The 21,895-nt window shown below is 43.2% G+C and carries 13 protein-coding genes and 2 tRNA genes; 4 read left to right on the top strand and 11 right to left on the bottom strand.

Going from position 1 to position 21,895, the window contains the following annotated elements:
• Positions 1-62: 62 nt before the first annotated feature.
• On the top strand, positions 63-1,787 hold the full coding sequence (locus tag K0I62_RS08940; RefSeq protein WP_220071094.1) for a S16 family serine protease: 1,725 nt from the start codon (positions 63-65) through the stop codon (positions 1,785-1,787).
• Positions 1,788-1,852: 65 nt separating this feature from the next.
• On the top strand, positions 1,853-2,368 hold the full coding sequence (fabA, locus tag K0I62_RS08935) for a bifunctional 3-hydroxydecanoyl-ACP dehydratase/trans-2-decenoyl-ACP isomerase (RefSeq protein WP_220071093.1): 516 nt from the start codon (positions 1,853-1,855) through the stop codon (positions 2,366-2,368).
• 60 nt (positions 2,369-2,428) lie between these two features.
• Here fabA and rmf read toward each other — a convergent pair whose 3' ends face one another.
• From rmf to rlmKL, 5 genes are all read right to left on the bottom strand, one after another.
• Positions 2,429-2,605 carry a ribosome modulation factor gene (gene rmf, locus K0I62_RS08930; protein ID WP_220064026.1) on the bottom strand — a complete coding sequence of 59 codons (177 nt, stop codon included), beginning with the start codon at positions 2,603-2,605 and terminating at the stop codon, positions 2,429-2,431.
• A gap of 185 nt (positions 2,606-2,790) precedes the next feature.
• Entirely contained in the window at positions 2,791-4,641 is a 1,851-nt protein-coding gene (locus tag K0I62_RS08925) for a DUF3466 family protein (RefSeq protein ID WP_220071092.1), read from the bottom strand.
• Between the two features lie 26 nt (positions 4,642-4,667).
• A complete protein-coding gene (locus K0I62_RS08920; protein WP_220071091.1) occupies positions 4,668-6,587 on the bottom strand; it encodes an ABC transporter ATP-binding protein in 1,920 nt (639 codons plus the stop codon).
• 1 nt (position 6,588) lies between these two features.
• On the bottom strand, positions 6,589-6,825 hold the full coding sequence (locus K0I62_RS08915) for a glutaredoxin family protein (RefSeq protein WP_220071090.1): 237 nt from the start codon (positions 6,823-6,825) through the stop codon (positions 6,589-6,591).
• Complete coding sequence (gene rlmKL, locus K0I62_RS08910) at positions 6,818-8,953, bottom strand: bifunctional 23S rRNA (guanine(2069)-N(7))-methyltransferase RlmK/23S rRNA (guanine(2445)-N(2))-methyltransferase RlmL (protein WP_220071089.1); 2,136 nt, start codon at positions 8,951-8,953, stop codon at positions 6,818-6,820. The genes K0I62_RS08915 and rlmKL overlap by 8 nt, the downstream gene beginning before the upstream one ends.
• 276 nt (positions 8,954-9,229) lie before the next feature.
• Between rlmKL and K0I62_RS08905 the strand changes: the two genes are divergently transcribed.
• Both K0I62_RS08905 and K0I62_RS08900 read left to right on the top strand, forming a co-directional pair.
• Positions 9,230-9,306: transfer RNA gene (locus tag K0I62_RS08905), tRNA-Met, on the top strand.
• Between the two features lie 57 nt (positions 9,307-9,363).
• A tRNA-Met gene (locus tag K0I62_RS08900) sits at positions 9,364-9,440 on the top strand.
• A gap of 815 nt (positions 9,441-10,255) precedes the next feature.
• Here K0I62_RS08900 and K0I62_RS08895 read toward each other — a convergent pair.
• From K0I62_RS08895 to K0I62_RS08870, 6 genes are all read right to left on the bottom strand, one after another.
• Positions 10,256-10,789 carry a cell division protein ZapC gene (locus K0I62_RS08895; protein ID WP_220071088.1) on the bottom strand — a complete coding sequence of 178 codons (534 nt, stop codon included), beginning with the start codon at positions 10,787-10,789 and terminating at the stop codon, positions 10,256-10,258.
• 166 nt (positions 10,790-10,955) lie between these two features.
• Positions 10,956-11,975, bottom strand: coding sequence for a quinone-dependent dihydroorotate dehydrogenase (gene pyrD / locus K0I62_RS08890; RefSeq protein WP_220071087.1), 1,020 nt, complete (start codon positions 11,973-11,975; stop codon positions 10,956-10,958).
• 64 nt (positions 11,976-12,039) lie between these two features.
• Positions 12,040-16,878 (bottom strand): NAD-glutamate dehydrogenase, encoded by a 4,839-nt coding sequence (locus tag K0I62_RS08885; RefSeq protein ID WP_220071086.1) that lies wholly within the window; start codon positions 16,876-16,878, stop codon positions 12,040-12,042.
• Between the two features lie 258 nt (positions 16,879-17,136).
• Positions 17,137-19,440, bottom strand: a complete 2,304-nt coding sequence (locus tag K0I62_RS08880) for an efflux RND transporter permease subunit (protein WP_220071085.1) — start codon at positions 19,438-19,440, stop codon at positions 17,137-17,139.
• A gap of 12 nt (positions 19,441-19,452) precedes the next feature.
• A complete protein-coding gene (locus tag K0I62_RS08875) occupies positions 19,453-20,460 on the bottom strand; it encodes a WD40/YVTN/BNR-like repeat-containing protein (RefSeq protein ID WP_220071084.1) in 1,008 nt (335 codons plus the stop codon).
• 57 nt (positions 20,461-20,517) lie between these two features.
• Positions 20,518-21,882, bottom strand: a complete 1,365-nt coding sequence (locus K0I62_RS08870; protein WP_220071083.1) for a DUF1329 domain-containing protein — start codon at positions 21,880-21,882, stop codon at positions 20,518-20,520.
• Positions 21,883-21,895: the final 13 nt, after the last annotated feature.

Below are 21,895 nucleotides of genomic sequence, written 5' to 3'. Positions count from 1 at the left end.
CTTAATAGGGGCGATACAAAATTGTGCTAACATCTGAACATGTTTAAATAAAGCTCTCCAATATGAACGCAAATCCAATTTCGACTGCTTCGCTATCACCTAGTTTTACTATCCCATCTGTTACCAGTATCGACAAACATATTCAGTCAAGATTACTTGGCCAAGAACGCACTCTCGATGCATTTAAGCTGTTGGCGAATACCCAAGGTCAACATATGTACCTTGCCGACCAGCGTGGTATCGATCGTCTTAAATTGATTGAGTCGCTCGTTAATAGCCAACAGGCTAAATCAGATCTGTATTTAAACCAGATTAACAACGGCAGCAATGATCAAAACCAGCAGTTAAAGTGGCAAGCGAGCATAGGCGAAGATAACGTCAGCCAAGCACGAGTGCAATATCGCTACCTTAGTGGCAACATCAAAAGGCGTGATCTGATAGGACACCTAAGTGCAGCGAAACCACAACAATATCATGCTGGTGCCTTAGCTGATTGCCACTATTTATTTATCTGCGCCGAATCCTTGTGGAAACGCGAGTCTATGTGGGAACTATTACTGCAGATCATCGACCAAGGTTATTATGCAGTGCATTCTGATTGGCCAAACGTACCATTGCAATGCAAAGTCATCTTAGTGGGCAGTAGCGCGTTATACAGTGTGTCTTATGTTGAAGAGCGTCTGTTCTCGAGTCATTTCCCGCTGCTTGGCGAATTAGTTACCGAGATAGCCATACCTCAATATAGCGAGCAAGCTTATCTAAGTTGGCTGCTGACACTTGCAGATGAGCACAATGTCACCCTAGAACAATCAGCCGTTACACCATTGTTCACTTATAGCTCAAGACTTGCCGATCATCAGCAGCATCTGACACTATTAACTGTCCCATTAGTGCAATTAATGGAACAAGCTTGTGCTTATAGTGATTCACGTACCCTTAATGACCAAGCAATAGAACATGCACTGCTGCAGCAAACAAGACGCCATGATGCATCTCAAGAACTGTCGGCGCAGAGTTTTGATGATAACTTTATCAACCTGCCGACAGATGGAACTATGGTGGGGCAGATCAACGGCCTAACGGTGCTCGATACCGCAGAATACTGTTACGGTGAGCCCGCTCGTATCACCGCATCAGTACACTATGGCGATGGAGAAGTGGCTGATATTGAGAGAAAGTCAGAACTTGGCGGTAATATTCATGCCAAGGGGTTGATGATCCTTTCATCTTGCCTATATCGAATCTTTGGCAAGGATGCACCACTGCACTTAAACGCCAACATCGTCTTTGAACAATCATATCAAGAGATAGACGGAGATAGCGCCTCATTAGCAGAATACTGCGCCTTGATGTCAGCCATTGCCGAGCAACCGATTGATCAAGGTATTGCAGCCACTGGCGCAATAGATCAGTTTGGCCAAGTACAGGCGATTGGCGGCGTTAACGAGAAAATTGAAGGCTTTTTCAGTCTTTGTAAACGACGTGGGTTAACGGGAACCCAAGGGGTTATTTTGCCCAAATCAAACGTCCAGCAGCTCAATCTTCACCAGGAAGTCATCCAAGCGATTTCAGAAAATAAGTTCCACTTGTATCAAGTCGAACATATTGATGAAGCTGTCACGATTTTAATGAAGAAGCCTGCCGGTGCCCGAGATGAGAATGGACAGTTCGAAGAGAATAGCTTATATGGATTAGTGCAAACTCGCCTTGAAGGATTAGCGGGTTATCCAGACGAGGAGCCCTCTTTTTTTGCTAAGCTGCTCGAAAAGTTGAAACTTTCTAGCTGATCGGAGTTGTTTAGCTTACACGTGTTCGCTAACCTTGCATCTCTTATTACGGAGTGAAGTTAATAATGAATAAAGCAAACAGTTTCAACAAAGAAGAATTAGTGGCTTGCGGCCTCGGAAACCTATTTGGCGCCAACTCTCCTCGCCTTCCTATCGACAACATGTTGATGATCGACCGAATCGTAAAAATTAACGACAATGGTGGCGAGTTTGGCAAAGGTGAAATTGTAGCCGAACTAGATATTGACCCTTCTCTTTGGTTTTTTGACTGTCATTTTCAAACCGACCCAGTCATGCCTGGTTGTCTTGGCTTAGATGCGATGTGGCAACTCGTTGGTTTCTTCCTTGGTTGGGAAGGTGCTGAGGGCAAAGGCCGAGCACTCGGTGTAGGTGAAGTCAAATTTACAGGGCAAGTATTACCTGATGCTAAAAAGGTCACTTACAAGCTAACCATTAAGCGTAAAGTGTATCGCAAGTTAGTCATGGGGATTGCCGATGCTGTCATGGAAGTTGATGGACGTGAGATCTATTCAGCTAAAGATTTAAAAGTAGGTATTTTCAGTGACACTTCGACTTTCTAGTCAAGCACCTACGACCTATTAATGATATAAAAATGCCCTCTTTTAGAGGGCAACTCTGCGTCACTTGTTAAATAACCCACTGAGGCGACCATCGACGCCTTCACGCCACCCCCCTAACCAATGCGACTTAGAGTCTAATGTTGAATAAGGACAATTCTCCTTGGAACGTCCACCGATTCCAGCCTGAAATCCTTTCGAAAAAGCTCTATCTAGACGATCTCTTTTTTGTCTTTTCATGCAAGCATCCTCTGTTCTAAAGTCCGAGAAGCCGAAGCCTCACTGATAGAAATAGAACTTTTTTCTACTGAGATCAATTAAAAATTTGTCTTTTTGCCTGCTTATTTTTTAAGCTCATGAGTTCTCTATTAAAAAAAAATCGAGGTATTATCCTCGATTTTTAGCTCAAATAGTTCTAACAGCAATTAGCCATGGCGACGACGTCTAAACCACACTAACGGCAGTGCGAAAAGCCAAGCAAAACTTGCTGCACCTTTACGTTTATAATCTCCATTGCCGCTGTTATCATTCTCTTTTTCAGTACAAGCAGTACCCGATGAAGTAGGCTTTAACACCACCATTCTAGGAATATAAGAGGTCACGGGTTGTCCGTCGGCATTTAATAAAAACAATGGCTTACCATTTTCACCAATAACAAGATCACCTTTGATATCAAATTGATAAGACGGCTTACGAATAAACGCCGTACCGACAATGGTGCCGTCATCATTAATACTATTAGCTTCTACGATACGGATCTCGCTCTCATAAGAGAGCTCTTCTCCGCTATCGTCGATCACGGTAACTCTATTGCGTTTCCAATTGCCTTCGGCGTTTTGCACGTACCCTTTAGACTCACAGACTAGCAGGTCATTAATATCGTTAAATTCATCGGCTGCTTTATCAAAAAGGAAACCCGCTTTTATACGTGGCTTCTCCTTTTCGCTACTGACTTCAACATAACCCACCACTTGATCTTTATTATTGATCCCCTTCGGACGCGAGCTGCGATCTGACATCCCATTATAGAAATCATTTGGTGTCACTAAGACCGGGTCGGCTTGATTCGTATCTAAATAAAAGAACTTATCACGCAAATAGCCTTCAATATATTGCTTGTAACTGCCGACCAAAATGCCGTTATCATTGATATCGTAAGCAATAGATGAAAGTTGATCATTGTTCATCTTGACCCAATTGTACTGATACTTGCCAGTATCATCTTTTACCCAATACGCAGCATCATAGGCAAATTTATCTTTATCACCGTTACGATTGATGTGAGAACGACCTACAACCGTGCCATCGGCATTAATACCTAACCCTTGGGCGGTATAGACGCGATCACCTGTGGTATCTAAGTTCTCAGGTAACGCTAACTCAGTCGCAACAACAGAATCATTACCATCAAACTGCCAAACAAATGCGCGAGTTTGATAAAGAATACGACGATAACCATTGCTATCTGGATACTGATCTCTCTGCACACAGACATCGATAGGGTAAGTTTCACCCGAGATACACTTATCAATACGATCAGCACTAGATTTAGCGATATCCGTCGCGGCATAACCTGCGATCAGGTTATTTTCGTTAATTGCAGCTGCCACCGACAAACCACCAACGGTGACGCTAGTATCGTCTTTTATATATACATTATATGGTGGAACTAATGGAACATCGTTACCTGCAGCGGATTTAACAAAGCCTCGGTCTTCGAACTCTCGGAAATACCAGAACTCTTGATCTTCATGAACACCTGTCTTGTCACCGGTATATTCCACTTTTTGTTCTGGTGCGCTATAAGCGCCAACTTTTACACCCGCATTGTTGACATCGTAATAGTAGGCATTAACCGAATTAATGGACTCAGGCACATTTTCATCGGTATCTTTTGGTGGTGTCGTTCCAAATACAGAATCGAACATTGGCAACCAACCATTACCTTCAGCAAGAAAGGTAAAGTTGTTAGCTAAAATGGGCTTATCGACTGAGTAAGTCACCAACTCTTCTGGCGGAATACCATCTTCAATATCAATGAGATCGCCATCTTCATCGTCAACTTCTAGTTTTTTCTTACCCTTAGATATACCAACCACCTGATCATTTTGATTAACAGATATTCCATATCCATTGATCGTTGACTCTAAAGTACCATGGAGATCAAAGTCTTCAATGTTTTGAATCTCATAAACCGGTGCCGCATAAGCAGTTTGCAGTGCACCAATAACTCCAACGGCAACTAACGATAAGGCCCTATCAAACTTCAACTTCATTAATTTTATTCCTATTTATTTGTCGTTTACTTAAGGGCTTCTAACTCTTCCCAACGTTCAAAACAAACTTCCAATTGCTGCTCTAGCTCAGCTAGTTCGCTTAAACGACGACTCACGACATCTTGTTCTTGAACGTAAAAATCTGGTTCACTAATCACCAGTTGTAATGCTTCAATGTCCGCCTCCAGCTGCTCCATCTTTGCAGGAAGTGACTCGAGTTCTCGTTGTAATTTATAAGATAACTTTTTTTCTTGCTTTGCGGCAGGTTTAGCTTGCTGCTTCACAGGCTCGACAACCTTGGGTTGGACAGCGGTGGCGGCAACTGGTTCCTCAGAATAAAATTTTGCTCCTTGAGACACAGCATCTTCATAGCCGCCAACATACTCACTCCAGCCCCCATTGCCGGTAAACCACCATGAACTGGTCACAGTATTATCAATGAAAGCACGGTCATGGCTTACCAACAACAATGTTCCTTGATAGTCAGTCAGCAGAGACTCTAACAACTCTAAGGTCTCAATATCAAGATCGTTTGTCGGTTCATCGAGAATAATTAGGTTTGCAGGACGTAATAACAAACGCGCGAGCAATAAACGGTTTTTCTCGCCACCAGACAATGCTTTCACGGGTGTACGAGCTCGTAACGGCGAAAATAAAAAGTCTTGTAGGTAACTTAAAATATGGCGATCCTGCCCATTAATAGTGACCGTCTTCTTACCTTCGCCAACGTTATCTTCAACCGTCTTTTCTGGGTCGAGCGCTTCACGATATTGATCAAAGTAGGCTATCTCTAATTTTGTGCCGACTTTAACCTCACCCGATTGTGCCTCTAACTGACCAATAAGCAATTTAATCAGGGTCGATTTACCACAACCATTGGGGCCGATAAGCGCAATGCGATCGCCACGCATGACACTAGTGGTAAAGTTTTTGACTAGATTTTTATCGGGTAAATTGTAATTTAGGCTGTCAATATCGAAAACAAGCTTACCTGAGCGATCGGTATCGGCCACAGCCATCTTCGCACCGCCTTGGCGATTGATCCGCTCCATACGCTCCATTCGCAGGGCTTTTAGTGCTCTGACTCGACCTTCATTTCGAGTTCGACGCGCCTTAACGCCTTGGCGAATCCAAGTCTCTTCATCAGCAAGTTTCTTGTCAAACTGGGCATTCTTCTCCGCTTCTACCCTCAGCCATTCGGCCTTTCCATCGAGATAGGCTTGGTAATTACCTGGCCATGAAGTGACCACGCCGCGATCTAAATCGACGATACGGGTTGCCATACGTTGAATAAAACCACGGTCATGACTGATAAAGACGATAGCACCTCGATAACTTAACAGAAACTCCTCTAACCATTCGATAGTATCAATATCGAGATGGTTAGTCGGTTCATCGAGTAACAAGAGATCTGGCTCACTGACTAACGCCCTCGCTAACGCAACTTTACGCTGCCAACCACCAGACAGGCTTGTCAGACTCGCGTCCGCATCGAGTCCCAACAGTTCACAGGTTTGGTTTATACGCGAATCAAGCTGCCAACCATTAAGATGATCGATATCCTCTTGTAGACGCTCCATCTGCTTAAGCATTCTTTCCATCTGCTCAGGTGATGCACTGCCCACATCATGAGATAACTGATGATAACGCTCTAATTTTTCACCTACCTCTTGTAAGCCAGCAGAAATATACGCGTACACACTGCCTTGCTCAGCTTTAGGTGGGTCTTGCTGTAGACGACTCACTTTGATATCGGTAGCGATGTTAAACTCGCCCTCATCAAGTAACACTTCTCCGCACAGCACTTTCATTAAGCTCGACTTACCAGCGCCATTACGGCCAACAATACAAACCCGTTCTCCAGGTTCAATAGTAAAGTCAGCATGTTGAAGTAGCGGAGTGTAACCATAGGCTAATGAGCCATTGTTAATACGAACCAGACTCAATTTAAGCTCCTGTAAACTTTTGCAATTGTTGGATATCGAACGGCCAGTTTAATTCTGACTGATCAGCTTGACGTAACAATACCGGTATACGTGTTCCGTATCGCTCAGCTAATTCTTCGACATCACAAATATCTTGTTTAATATAATCGATACCCAATGTATCAATTAGCGCCTGCGCCTGTTCACACAGATGACAAACATCGGTGTGAAACAGTATATAAGAAGCGACACTAGGCATGGGTAATTAGCCAAGTGTTATGGATCTGAGGGTTACGCTTATAATCTAATGGTAATGTCTGATCATCAATATTGGTCACAGTAAAACCTAAACGAGCGATCGCATCACTATCCATCTTAAACTTACGCTTGTTATTAGAGAAAATAATTTCCCCATTAGCGTTAAGCAGTTTAACTAAACCACTCAATAGATTAACGTGATCACGTTGAACATCAAACGAATCTTCCATACGTTTTGAATTAGAAAATGTCGGTGGGTCGATAAAAATAAGATCATACTTTTCTTGGCAATCGGCTATCCATTGTAAACAGTCACCTTGAATAAACTGATACTGACGACCCGATAAACCGTTGAGCGCAAAATTATCCTGTGCCCAGTTAAGATACGTATTGGACATATCAACAGTTGTAACCGATTTAGCGCCACCTAAGGCAGCATGTACCGAGGCGGTACCTGTATATGCAAAAAGGTTAAGCACAGAGCGACCTTTCGATTTTTCGCCCACCAGTTTTCTTGTTAAACGGTGATCTAAGAACAGGCCCGTATCAAGATAGTCCTTAAGATTGAGCTTAAACTTAGCACCGTATTCGATGGTATTGAGTTCAAGCTTTTCAGCATCTAACTTTTGATATTGATTAGTGCCCTTTTGACGTTCACGGGTCTTTAGAATAATTTTGTCAGGTTCAACACCAATAGCGTTGGGCAACACCAACAAGATATCGGTTAAGCGGCGCTTAGTGACTGCCTCAGGGATATCCTTTGGCGCGGAGTACTCTTGGATCACCACGTAATCAAGATACTTATCGACAGCCACATTGTATTCAGGAATATCAGCATCATATAAACGATAACTGTCGATGCCTTCACGCTTAGCCCACTTACTCAGCTGCTTATAATTCTTTTTAATGCGATTGGCAAAAGGCGTGGCAACATCACTCACCTCTCCACCTTGCGCCAACACTTGGCTAGGATCGATGCGGCGAGTACTTTGTGCATGTAACGTGTACAGATTAAAAGCGCACTCTAACGCGCCATTAAACATCTTCATTTGTTTATCGGCTTTAAGCTTTAATGCCGAAAGTAACTCAATATCACTATTGAGTACGGCAATTTTCCAGCCGCCGAACTCACTCTTAAACTTGTCGCCTAATTGATAATAAAGCTGGAGCAATGAGGTTACCGTGCCAAGACGCTCACCATAGGGCGGATTGGTAATAAGAAAACCATGCTCTACTGGTGGTTTTACATTTAACGCATTTGAAACAGAAAACTCAATTAGCCCAGCGACGCCAGCATTTTCAGCATTGCGCTTTGCAAGGGCAACCAAGCGAGAATCAATATCAGAACCAAAAAACTTGACCTGACAACGGCTAATGCCTAACGACGCACGTGCTTTAGCTTCATCTATAAGGCCTTGCCAAATATGATCTTGATGGCGCAACCATTTTTGAAAACCAAACTTAGCACGGTACAGCGCAGGAGCAACGTCGCATGCCATCATTGCCGCTTCAATTAGAATGGTTCCGCTACCGCAAAACGGATCGAGTAGGTCTTGCGGTTGCTGCTTCCAACCACTTCTGACTAACATGTTGGCGGCTAAGTTTTCTTTTAGCGGCGCCTCACCCGTTGTTGCTCGGTAACCACGTTGATGAAGTGCTGGGCCAGAGAAGTTTACCCCGAGTGTAATTTGGCCGCGTCTGTAGTGCGCATCAATTTTAAAGTCTGCATCGACTCTTGCAACATTAGGACGCTCGCAGCCATCATCACGAAAACGGTCGACCACCGCATCTTTGACCTTTAACGCGCCAAATTGCGAGTTATTAATGAAGCCGCCAATACCATGGAAATCTATACTAAAAGTGCTTTTATTTGAGAAGTGAGTCTGCCAATCAACACAATAAGCTGCATTATAAAGTTGCTCTGGTGTTTCACAGGGACCTTTATAGATGACCAAAATGATCCGGCTAGCAAGACGAGACCATAATGTAATACGGTAAGCAAGCTCTAGCGATGCAGAGAAATAGACCCCTGCAACACTCTCTTTAATCTCACTAGCACCTAATTCGGCAAGCTCTAGTGATAACGCGTACTCATAGCCTCGAGGGGCCGCAGCAAAAAAATTTAACATGGATAAATAGACACACTTCAAAAATCAATGCGCTATTATACATTGTCCAACATCCAAAAGATAAAAAGTTCTGCTAATAGGTAAAGATAAATCTCCCTGCTCGCTTAATTAAACTGCAGTTTGCCGCTTTAATGAACGCTTAACAAATTAAAGCTGAATCTTACTTGCATTAGGCGAACCATATCGATATAGTTCGCCCCGCTTTGAAGGGCATTACGATAAACAGTCAATAAGCAACAGGCTGTTAGCTGTAGATTGACCTTATAAAGTTTCGGACGCGGGATGGAGCAGTATGGTAGCTCGTCGGGCTCATAACCCGAAGGTCGTTGGTTCAAATCCAGCTCCCGCAACCAATTCTTTTAGTAGATAGAATTAAAACAACTACAGCGTTCTTAGATTATAAATACGGACGCGGGATGGAGCAGTATGGTAGCTCGTCGGGCTCATAACCCGAAGGTCGTCGGTTCAAATCCGGCTCCCGCAACCAATTCTTTTAATAGATAGAATTAAAACAACTACAGATTTTCTTATTGCAGAAATACCGACACAAGATTGAGCAGTATACTAGCTAGTCGGGATCAGCGCTTTATAAAGCTAAGTAGAGCGTCGCCAAGCTTTTAAATAAGTAATATCACTCCCGCAACAAATTCTTTAATCTAAAGAGTTCAAACAACTCCATTTGCGAATAGTCATCCTAGAAAATTATCTATCTAGAAAAAATCTTCCCAAAAAATTTCCATAGAAAAAAGATTCGGGTAGAGATCTAATACCAGTTAGTATAAAAATGTGATCGCTCAGCGACCATTTAGCACTGAAGATTAGCACAAAAGGTTAGCGCTGATGAGGCAAGGTCATTAATTGCTCCTCGGCTTTAGCGTCCTCGGAACCGCTCCATGCGTTACCCTACCTTCTATATCCATATAGTCATGCATGAAAGACATTCACAACGTCTGACCTCGAAGGATGAAGGGAATGTCTTAAGTATGCCTGGAACATACAAGACCTCGTTGTTTGCAACAAGTTTGAACATAGTTGAACTAGGCTCAAACTCGTTAACACAGCATCAAAAGTACTAAAACTCGCCTATTAGGCGTGTTTTTACCTGCCTACTTCTGCGTTGAATGGCCTCACAAGGGGACGACGATTCCATCATCCATTCTCCTTGAATGAGTTGCCAAGAAACACATTGAGTCGATCACCACTTTCTTATAATGATTGGTATAAAAAACAAAAAAAGGGAGCTAATGCTCCCTTTCCTATTATTCATTTTTAACACTTAAATTCGTTTCATAATAAACCATACTACGCTGCAGCTGTTTGCCTTGTTATTTTTTTAGGATGAAGGCGATCATTCATCACCTTTATACATTCAAACTGCTTAAGCGATTTATTATCATTCAGCGCTAATTGTGAAGAAAGTAACATAACTAAAGAGGCCTGCAAATTACTTTCCACTACCATTACGTCAGCATCTACACCTTGGCATCTCAGCTGAAAGACTTTACCAAGTTCAGAATAAACACATATAGCCGAAGTATCGAAAAACCACGACTTTGGCATTTGTGGCTTCAGCATAAAATAAGCAGCCGTCGCATTTAACCCTAACTGAACTTTTATCGCGTCAGCAATATTAACTGACTTACCTAAACGCTCAACAAAGTCGATATAGAATCTTGCATGTTCAACACTAAATTCCGTTACAGATAGTGCATCTGGAATTAGCGCTTTAATTTTATAGGGAGTCAGAAATTCCATATCCGAACCTAACGAAACGCTTAATACTCCATACGCGTCGTTATATATCCATTGCCAATCCCTTTGTGGCATTAATAACATAACGTGTACCCATTGTTATAAATACAGCTCGATAATAGATGATATTTCAATCAATATCAAAAATTTTATTAAAAATATAACATGAATAACAATATCTTATACCGATCAAGCGCGATCAAAATTAGATCGCGCAATCGTCTAATAAGATCAAATACGATCCTATTATTTATCTGCTTCGATAAGCCTCAACAATCTCTTTAATTAATTCAGGTCCGCGATAAATAAATCCTGAATATATTTGTACCATAGTGGCACCAGCATCTAACTTATCCATTGCATCAGCAGCAGAGTTTATTCCGCCCACGCCCAGAATAGGAATTTGGCCATTAAGACTATCTGCAAGTTGCTTGATGATTTCTGTTGACAATGAATTCAATGGCTTACCACTCAACCCACCGACCTCATTTGAATTAACCAGTCCACTAACACCATCTCTAGATAACGTGGTATTGGTTGCGATAACGCCATCAAACTCATTTCGGATCAGTGATTCAGCTATTTTATCAATCTCTTCAGTTGATAGATCTGGCGCAATTTTAAGCGCTATCGGAACATATTTTCCATGCTTCTTAGCAAGATCTTTTTGCTTAGCTTTTAATGATCCTAATAGATCATCAAGCAGATCACCGTATTGCAGTGAGCGTAGATCTGGTGTATTTGGAGATGAAATATTTACCGCGATATAAGCCGCATATTGGTACACCTTTTCCATGCAGATGAGATAGTCATCCTTTCCCTGCTCTACTGGCGTGTCTTTATTTTTGCCAATATTGACACCGACCATCGCCCCTGATTTCGCCGCTTTAAGGTGAGCCACTAAACTATCGACCCCCTTGTTGTTAAAACCCATACGGTTGATAATTGCTTTAGCGGGTTTAAGTCTGAATAACCGAGGCTTGTCATTACCAGGCTGAGGTCTTGGTGTTACCGTTCCAACTTCGATATGTCCAAAACCCATTGCATGAAAAGCGTCAATGCACTCACCATCTTTGTCCATTCCTGCAGCTAAGCCAACAGGGTTTGGAAATGTGAGTCCCATAAACTCTACCGGTGCCGGATCAAACTTCTGTGCATAGAAGCAATCTAAAGGCGAATTGGATGTTGACTTCAGACTAGTAATGGCCAGATTGTGTGCCTTTTCTGGATCCATCTGAAACATCACTTTTTGCGCTATTTTGTAAAACATGCTTTCTCCTAGACCAAAAAAAGCCCCGGCTATGGCCAGGGCTTATTATTATTATTAAATTTTACTATTGACCTTCACAATGAAGTATCAATAGATTCAGCTCACGTAACGCGACCGAAAACTTCGCAAACTCATGAGTTTGCGAGGTTTTAAAGTCTGCAAGCATGTGGAACCATCTCTCCAATAAGCCCTGATTGGATTCGATCCACTGTGCAATGATAGTGTCTGCATCGCAACTTGGTGTACAGGTACGTAATACCACCGAACTAAGCGAACGCTGCTGCCAATCAAGCTCTTCTCTAAATGCCGCTCTTGCCAGTGCTTGCCAGTGGTTAGCGACTGGTTGTGCACTGATCTGTTCTAAGAACCAATGCAGGTCAATTCGAGCACCGAGTTTATAGTAAGTCTCGGCAACTAAGGCAACTGGCTTACTTTCAAGTTGAGCGATCTGCGAAATATCAAGCGCAGAGAATAGTGTACTCATATTAACCACATCGGTCGCCACTTTCTCTGGTACGCCCTCTTTTACAAGAGCGGAAATTTCGGAGCAGATGTCTTTAACTTCATCCTCAACCATATATTGATGAACATTCTGACGAAGTTCTTCAAACACAGGGCTATAGAAGGCTACTGTTTGCTCAATACCTTGGTTACGACTGCGGTGACGTAGGAACCAGCGACAAGCTCGGCGTAAGTTGCGTCTTAACTGATGTAACATTTCACCTTGTACGACGGCGGGTACAACACCGTTTAACGCGGTAATTGACTTAGTTAGTTCAGCTAAACCAAACACTTCTCGGGCCATAGTGTAACAAATTGCCGCTTCTGCAACTGAGGCACCAGTCTCATCTTGCATACGTTGTACAAAATTAAGTCCCATATCATTAACAAGTTCATTCGCTAATGAGGTTGCAATAATTTCAGCGCGAAGCGGATGATTTACCATGCGTTCGGTGTATTTCTCTTGTAATTGACGCGGGAAATACTCAATCAGCAGCTGACTTAAGAATGAATCATCTGTAATTTCTGGCGTAAGTAGCTGTTCTTTCAGCACCATTTTTGCATAAGCAACCAAAACAGATAGTTCAGGTCGAGTGAGTGCCTTACCATTAGCCAAACGTTCCGCAAGTTCATCATCGGTAGGTAAAAACTCCAATGCTCTATCCAATTTATCTTCTTTTTCGAGATAATGGATGAAACGGATCTGCTCTTTTAGTTGCTCGGCACCTCGTACTTGAGTAACAGAAATTGTTCGAGTTTGATCTTTACAGTCTTGCAGTACAATACGGCTTACTTCATCAGTCATATCGACTAATAGGCGGTTTCGCTGTTTAACCGTCATCTCGCCTTCTGCTACCATAGCATTAAGCAAAATCTTAATATTAACTTCGTTATCTGAGCAATCAACGCCACCCACATTATCAACGAAATCGGTGTTCATCCGTCCACCGTTAGCAGCATATTCAATACGGCCTAACTGAGTACAACCCAAGTTACCGCCTTCACCTATGATACGCGCTTGAACTTCATTACCATTAACACGAAGCGCATCGTTAGCACGATCACCCACTTCTACATGAGTCTCGCTGCTCGCCTTAACATAAGTACCGATACCGCCATTCCAGATCAAATCGACCTTCATCTTAAGTAACTCTTTGAGCAACTCATTAGGCGTCATAGATGCTTTCTTAGTATCAAGCATCTTTTTGATCTCAGGCGTTAAGGTGATTGACTTCGCCGAGCGTAGGAATATTCCACCACCTTTAGAAATCAACTCTTTATTGTAATCTTCCCAGCTTGAACGAGGTAGCTCGAACAAACGTGCACGCTCTTGATAGCTAGCTTGTGCATCTGGTGTGGGGTCAATGAAAATATGCATATGGTTAAATGCGGTAACTAAACGGGTATGTTCAGACAACAGCATGCCATTACCAAACACATCACCCGCCATGTCACCTATACCTAGACAAGTGAAGTCTGTGGTTTGGCAATCGATCCCAATCTCCCGGAAATGGCGTTTAACTGACTCCCAAGCACCGCGGGCAGTGATCCCCATCTTCTTATGGTCGTAACCGTTACTACCACCTGATGCAAATGCATCACCTAACCAGAAGTTGTACTCTTCAGAAATCGCGTTTGCAATATCAGAGAAGGTTGCTGTGCCTTTATCGGCAGCAACCACCAAATACGGATCATCTTCATCGTGACGAACCACATTCACCGGCGGTACGACTTCACCTTCAATAATATTGTCAGAGATATCGAGTAAGCCACGAATAAACAAGCGATAGCATTCTTGCCCTTCGGTAAAGACGGCATCGCGACCACCTTCGGTCGGCAACTGCTTACACACAAATCCACCTTTAGCACCAACAGGAACAATAACCGTATTTTTAACCTGTTGTGCTTTTACCAAGCCTAAGACTTCGGTACGGAAATCTTCACGTCGGTCAGACCAGCGCAAACCACCACGAGCCACTTTGCCACCACGAAGATGAACACCTTCGACTCTAGGCGAGTAAACAAAGATCTCAAATTTAGGCAATGGACGGGGCATCTCAGGGATATCTGCTGGAGAGAACTTAAATGAGACATACGGCTTGTTATTGCCGTCAGGTAACACTTGATAGAAGTTGGTACGCAAGGTAGCGTTAATTAAATCAAGATAACGACGGATAATACGGTCATCATCAAGACTTGATACATCATCAAGGCGTAAATTAATCTGTTCAACAAACTTTGCTAAAGTGCGAGTCTTAAGCTTCGGATTGAATTTACGAATAAACATCTTGACCAATAGTTCCGCTATTTGAGGGTAGCTACTAAAGGTTTCTTCGATATAAGCCTGACTAAAGGTCGCATCTATTTGGCGCATATATTTAGCATAAGCACGTAAAATAGACACTTCACGACCAGAAAGCCCAGTTGCTAATACTAGGCGGTTAAAACCATCGTCTTCTAATTGTTTATTCCACACTTGCGACAGCGCAGTTTGGAAACGATCTTGACTGTCTGCTAAGTTGTCAACCGCAGCGCCTTGCACTGTCATCAAGAAATCAAGGATCCAGAACGTCGCACCGTCGACTGTCTTAACTTCGTATGGACGCTCGTTAATCACCCGCAGACCGAAGTTTTCAAGCATGGGCAACACATCTGAGAGATGGATAGGCTCATCTTTATGGAACAACTTAAGCCGTACCTTGTTGTCTTTTAGTGCCGTTTCTTGTGGCTGATAGAACAACATCCCTAGCTTATGATCATCATCCAATGCTTCGAGATGTTCTACATCGACAACGGTAGAGCTTGGAAGTACATCTTCTTTGTAGCTACGAGGGAAAGCGTTAACGTAGCGCTTAACCAGATGATTACCCGATTCTTCGCCTTGCGCTGCAATTAATGCGCTGCTGAGTTTATCTTCCCATGAACGCGCGGCTTCAATAAGATTATTTTCGATAGCGACCACATCGACATCCGTATTATTATTATCAACTTTCACTATGTAATGAGTACGAGCCAGAGTCGACTCAGAAAAATACGTAGTAAACTCAACATCTTCTGTCGTATTAAAATGATTAGCCAAGATACGCTGAGTATCTTCACGTAACTTAGTGTTATATCGATCTTTAGACACATAGACCAAACAAGATAAGAAACGGCCAAAACCATCTTTGCGAACAAATAACTTCAACTTGTCGCGCTCTTGCATCTGAAGCACACCACGAGCCATGCTCGCTAGCTCAGATTCACGAGCTTGGATAATTTCATCTCGAGGTAAGGTCTCGAGGATGTGCATCAAGGCTTTATAATCGTGTGAGCGAGGAGTCAAGCCAGAATCATCTAATACACGCTGGATCTTTTCTGCTAGTAACGGGATCTCTCTTGGGCTGCGATTATAAAGATTAGAAGCATATAACCCTATAAACCGGTCTTCACCGATAACATTGCCTTTTTTATCGAATCGCTTAATACCAATATAATCGACATAAGCTGGACGATGAACTCGGCTCTTCTCACTACTTTTAGTCAAAATCAGTAAGCTGTTATCTAACGCTTCCTTCCGAGCGGTCTGCGATAATGTCGATAACATCAATCCCTTATCTGATTTAGGTTTACCCGGCACATTCATCAGACCTAGACTGGTATCATTATCGGGAACTAACTCTAAATCACCTTCAACCTTATTAAGGTTATAACGTCGATAACCTAACAAAGTGAAGTGATGATTATTGAGATAAGTTAAGAAGTTAATTGCTTCATCAAGCTCAGACTTCTCACCTGGGAATGGACGTTTAGCTAACTCTTTAATGGTGCTTGTTAGCTTATTAGACATCATTTGCCAATCGCTAACAGATGCTGAAACGTCACCAAGAACCGACGCAATCTCTTTCTCTAAACTCTTGATATCGGCTTCACTACTTAAACGGTCAATTTCGATCAGGAAAACAGCCACTGTCTCTGCATTATCCTGTTCATCACCATAGATAACATTGGCAATCTCGTCGCCGTCACGCTGCACTGTAAGCGGCGTGTGCAACATCATATGAGTGGTGATCCCCATACGGTTAAGAGCCATACCGACCGAATCAACAAGAAAAGGCATATCTGGATGGATCACTTCAATAATCGAATGTGAAGATTTCCAACCATGCTTAGATTGACTCGGATTGAATACGCGAATATGACTCTCGCCTACAGGCGTTTTATTAACGACATTCCAAAGGCTCAGCACCGCACCATAGAGATCGCTATCGTTACGGGCGTGCAGGTCGTCTTTTGACATGTGTGCATAGATACAAGTCGCGAACTGTTCGACTTGCTTGGCTTGTGCATTGGGAACTTTTGAATGAATTAGATTGACTACATTTTCGAGTAGTACTGAAGGCATTGCATCTTTCAAGGCCATGTTGCTGTTTCCTTTAGGGTCTATGGCAGCGCTTTTTGTAATTTTATGGATGCTTAATCACATGACCGGCCAATATTTGTGACCTAGGTCATGCGGGAAGTCTATTACTAAATGTGCCATATTTCGAGAAGTATTTTAGTGGTAGATCCTCCTGAACGTCAGTTCTGACGCGATTATTTGTTTCTCAATGAAAAAACAATCGCTCTGTTAGCGTTTTTATGCATAAAAAAGGAGAGCGCATGCTCTCCTATTTCATTGCTATCTAGGGTTTCGCCAAAAAACCGCGCCTATCGCAGGCAAAATAATTATTGCCCCCAACATATTTACCAAAAACATAAAGGTCAGCAATATCCCCATGTCCATTTGGAATTTCAGCGCAGAAAAGAACCACGTACTTACACCGATAGCGAGCGTTAACCCTGTAAAGATCACCGCACTACCACGTTCAACTAGGGCTTGATGATAAGCCTTTTGCACAGGCATACCATCTCGGAGCTTAACTGCCATTGTCGACAAGATGTAAATGCCATAGTCGACACCAATACCGACCCCGAGAGCAATCACGGGTAAGGTACTCACTGCGAGGCCGATATCGAGCTGAGTCATCAAAGCTTGCGCCAACGTCGATACCACGTAGAGCGGCAAGATCACCGCCACAGTAGCGCGCAATGAATGGAAACTGATCAAACACAGCACAAACACAGCGCCATAAACATAAAGCATCATGGGTAGCTGAGCCTCAGCAACGGCTTCGTTAGTCGCAGCCATCACTCCAACGGGTCCCGACGCTAGTTTAAAGCTCAACTTGTCATTATCCATTTTTGCCGCGAGCGCTTTGACCTTGTCGATGACCACTTCAATCGTTTCCGCTTTATGATCTTTCAAAAATAGATAAACGGGCATTACTGAGCAATCACCATTTAGCAAACCCGAGGTTGTTGGAATTCGACCCACCGCTTGCACTAAGCTTGCAGTCGTGCGAGGCAACACCTGCCATTTAGGGTTACCCTCGTTAAATCCCGCGTTAACGCGTTTTGCGATAGACGCCAGACTCGCCGTCGATTCAACTCCCGGCGTATTGGACACGAGCCACTCAAACTCATCGATTTGCATCAACGCATCATGATAAGTACAAGCCTCAGGGAAAGCCTCAACGATCACTGTCATCACATCGGTGGTGATAGAAAAATTATCTGTGATGTAAAAAGTATCTAGATTATAGCGACTATCAACATGTAATGCGGGGGCTCCGCCTTGAAGATCGCCTATTTTCATCTCATTAGCTTGCTGTAAACCTACGCCATAGAGCAATACAGTTAATACCAGTACAACGGCTGCATACTTAGGCGTCGCAAAATAAGATAATCGCAGCCACAACTTATCAATCTTGTTGTCGGCCTTTACTGTCAGCGGTTTAACTTCAATAAATGAGATAAGTAATGGCAATAAAATTAAATTCGTCAGAATAATGACCGCGACACCCAGCGATGCCGAAATAGCCAATTCACGAATGATACCGATATCGATGGCCAGTAACGTCATAAAGCCAACAGTATCTGATAGCAGTGCAATACCACCAGGGATCAGCAGGCTTCTAAAAGCCAGTGCCGCAGCCGCTTTAGTGATCTCTCCTTCACTCACTCGGCGACGCACAGCATTAATCATCTGCACGCTATGGCTCACACCAATGGCAAAGACTAAAAATGGGATCAGAATAGACATAGGATCTAATCCAAAACCAACCACAGTCAACAAGCCTAATTGCCAAACCACCGCCACTAAACTGCAAGCTAAGGGCAATAAGGTTAATTTAATCGACTTTGAAAAGAAGTACACCATTACCGCAGTCACAAGAATAGCGATAAGGAAAAACAGCACCACTCCTTTTGCACCTTCAGCGACATCACCGGCCATCTTAGCAAAACCTATGATATGAACTTTAATGTGCTCATTTTCATATTGTCCTCGCAATTCGTTTTCTAATTGCGCGGCAAAGGCCAACGTATCGAGGGGCTTACCCGTTTGCGGGTCAAAGTCCATAAGTTGAGCGGTAACCATGGCGGCAGAATAGTCTTCTGCGATCAGTCGTCCAACGATGCCTGCCTTCTCAATATTACTCCTGACGACGGCTAACCCCGCAGGGGTCGTGGAAAAGTTCGCGGGAATAACAGGTCCTCCCGCAAATCCATCTTCAACAACTTCGGTAAATCGTGTCGACGGTGAATAAAGTGATTTTACTTGCGCCCTATCGACACCGGGAATGAAAAAAAGTTGATCATGAACCTGCTTCAAGGTGTCGAAGAAATTAGCATTAAAAATATTACCGCTAGTATCTTCGACCGCAACCATGATGCTATTTGCGCCACCAAACTGTTTTTGATGCTTCAAATAGGTCTGCATGTAGCTGTGATTTAGGGGAATATTCTTAACAAATGCCGCGTCCATTTTCAGGTGACTGGCCTGAAATCCTAAAAACAGAGTAGCCAGCACAAACGCAAAAATCACATATCCACGTTGCCTAAACAGAAACGACTCTAATCCATTAACTAATTTATCTAACATGTCTGGGCCTTATTATTCTTGTTGTAATTCAACGAAACCTTTTGTACCCGCAACCCATTGTTTACCTTCAGTATCCATACCGATAGTTACTAAGTTTTCACCTTGACGCTGCTCTATCATTTTAACCGAATCATCACTGCCTACGTCGATAACAACTCCAGCATTACCCACCAATCTAACGATATGGTTATTCAGTACTAAACCACCATTTAATGTAGAATCAATTGGCAAAGCGATCTCTTGCCAAGATTCTATCCCCTCTTGACTCTTAAACAGGTGCCCCCTCAACCCCATTACATAGGTGCCCTGCTCAGCAATTAACACATTGAATAAAGAGCCTTCATAAGGAAAATCGATACGCTGCCACGTGACACCTAAATCATTGGACTTCGCGGCTAAACCTAACTCACCAACCATAAGTAGCCGCTGCTTATCGAGTTGAACCACTCGATTAAAATGCGGCAGCAAGGTACTACGCTCACTCAAGTAAAGCGCTTCGTCTTCGGCTTTTAATTCCTCAAGATAAGCATGATCTTCTTCAAATAGTAACTCGCTGTGGAACTCTTGTTGCCAGCTTTTTCCGCCATCAAAGGTGCGAAAGAACAACCCATATGCTCCAATCGCAATCCCCTGCTGCGCATCAAAAAATAAAATGTCCATCAAGGGTTTTTCAATTGCTGGCGAAGTCATCTGTACTTGCCATGTTTGCCCACCATCTTGAGTATGTAAAATGGTCGCATCATGACCCACGGCCCAACCTAGTTGATCGGTTAGCAATGTCACTTTAGTTAAAAGCGCAATTGTCGGTGAAGGACGTTGTTGCCAACCGTTATCGAATCTAAATAGGTGGCCGCGTTCACCAACCGCTATTGCAGTTTGTCCTTTAAGTGCCATATCTAAGACGATCGATTGAGTGGCCAGCGGCTGCAATGTACTTTCGTTTACGGCGGCGTTAACAGAGGTAACACTCGAAAAAATAAAAAGATAACACGAAATTAGTCGAAGCATGCTAAACGACATACAAACTTCCTTTTATAAGACGAGGGGCAGCACAGGCCGCCCCTATCCAAACAATGATTAACGAATACCTGCACGGCGCAACGCTGCTGGAGTGAAGTTAGCTTCACTCAAGCTTGCATCGAAATTGTACATTCTGCCTTCGTTATCAAGCCCCATGGCTAAATAACGACGTGACTGTAAATCATGAATTACCTCTAACGTCGTCCAATGTGTTGGAACTTCGTAGTAGTTAATGGCATGGGCTACCGCCACACGATATAGCTCATCTCGGTTATCATAAATATCGGTTAATGACACCTGCCACGAGTCTTCGTCGATATAGAAAACGCGAGTCTTATAGATATGACGCATGCCATCTTTTAGCTGTGCTTTAACAACCCATACACGATGTTTCTCCCAACGAACGTGCTCAGGATTAATATGACCAGGCGTTAAGATCTGATCGTATTTAAGCTTGTCAGAATGCAGCTTGTAATCGTTGTAAGGAATGTAGATCTCTTTCTTACCTAACAGCTCCCAGTTGTAGCGTACGGGCGATCCATTGAACATATCAAAGTCATCGGTAGTACGAAGACCATCTGATACTGTACCAGGCGTGTCGAACGCGACATTTGGTGCTTTACGTACGCGGCGCTGTCCTGTGTTGTAAGTCCAAGCTTGACGAGGCAAGGCTTCCTGATCCATGGTCTCTTTTACAAGTAAAGCGGTACCAGCCAAACGGGCTGGCTGAGTCACCACTTGTTTGAAGTAAAACAGCGTATTGCTTTCTTTAAGCTTATCTAAGGTCATCTCTGGGCGAGAGTATTCAAAACGAATCTCTTCTGCAGTTTCAACGAGCGTATAACCACCCGAAGCCGTAGGCGCAGCCTGACTACGCGAGGTTTCAACATCCACACCTCGGAAACGTAATATATGGTTCCAGATCGCCTCTAAACCATTTTGAGGTAGTGGGAATGGCACACCGATAGACGCACCTGAAATACCATTACCATCTGCTATTAGTTCAGCACGAATTGCATTAGCCTTAGTCGCATCATAAACAAATTGTGGCACAGCCGCTGTTCTGCGTGTCTGGTACACGTTCATTTCGAAAGTATCTGGATACAGTTCAAAAAGCTTACGTTGACCATCAGTCAGATTTTCTTTGTACTGATCTTTATTCGCATTTGAGATAGTAAATTCAATCTTGTCAGCAGCGAATGGATCTGGATGATGCATGCCCTTGGTATAACCTGCTGGTGCAGTAGTGATCCCACTATCCCAAGCAGGAATAGAACCGTCAGCGTTAGCAGCTTTCTCTGCACCCAATGGCGTTAATGTCGTTCCAAGCTTCGCGGCGTCGGCCTCTGAAACTTTAGCAAATGAAGATGTCGCAGTTAATGCAACGATCACAGCCGCCGACAATATCGTTAATCTTTTCATTATCATTGTCCTT

The sequence above is a fragment of the Shewanella psychrotolerans genome, assembly GCF_019457595.1.
GTDB lineage: Bacteria > Pseudomonadota > Gammaproteobacteria > Enterobacterales > Shewanellaceae > Shewanella > Shewanella psychrotolerans.
The sequence above is the reverse complement of the archived record's forward strand: the minus strand, read 5'-3'. Positions and strand labels throughout refer to the sequence as shown.

Coding starts and splice junctions, on each gene's coding strand:
- K0I62_RS08940 (WP_220071094.1), top strand. CDS start 63: ATGAACGCAAATCCAATTTCGACTGCTTCGCTATCACCTAGTTTTACT.
- fabA (WP_220071093.1), top strand. CDS start 1,853: ATGAATAAAGCAAACAGTTTCAACAAAGAAGAATTAGTGGCTTGCGGC.
- rmf (WP_220064026.1), bottom strand. CDS start 2,605: ATGAAAAGACAAAAAAGAGATCGTCTAGATAGAGCTTTTTCGAAAGGA.
- K0I62_RS08925 (WP_220071092.1), bottom strand. CDS start 4,641: ATGAAGTTGAAGTTTGATAGGGCCTTATCGTTAGTTGCCGTTGGAGTT.
- K0I62_RS08915 (WP_220071090.1), bottom strand. CDS start 6,825: ATGCCTAGTGTCGCTTCTTATATACTGTTTCACACCGATGTTTGTCAT.
- rlmKL (WP_220071089.1), bottom strand. CDS start 8,953: ATGTTAAATTTTTTTGCTGCGGCCCCTCGAGGCTATGAGTACGCGTTA.
- K0I62_RS08895 (WP_220071088.1), bottom strand. CDS start 10,789: ATGTTATTAATGCCACAAAGGGATTGGCAATGGATATATAACGACGCG.
- pyrD (WP_220071087.1), bottom strand. CDS start 11,975: ATGTTTTACAAAATAGCGCAAAAAGTGATGTTTCAGATGGATCCAGAA.
- K0I62_RS08885 (WP_220071086.1), bottom strand. CDS start 16,878: ATGGCCTTGAAAGATGCAATGCCTTCAGTACTACTCGAAAATGTAGTC.
- K0I62_RS08880 (WP_220071085.1), bottom strand. CDS start 19,440: ATGTTAGATAAATTAGTTAATGGATTAGAGTCGTTTCTGTTTAGGCAA.
- K0I62_RS08875 (WP_220071084.1), bottom strand. CDS start 20,460: ATGTCGTTTAGCATGCTTCGACTAATTTCGTGTTATCTTTTTATTTTT.
- K0I62_RS08870 (WP_220071083.1), bottom strand. CDS start 21,882: ATGAAAAGATTAACGATATTGTCGGCGGCTGTGATCGTTGCATTAACT.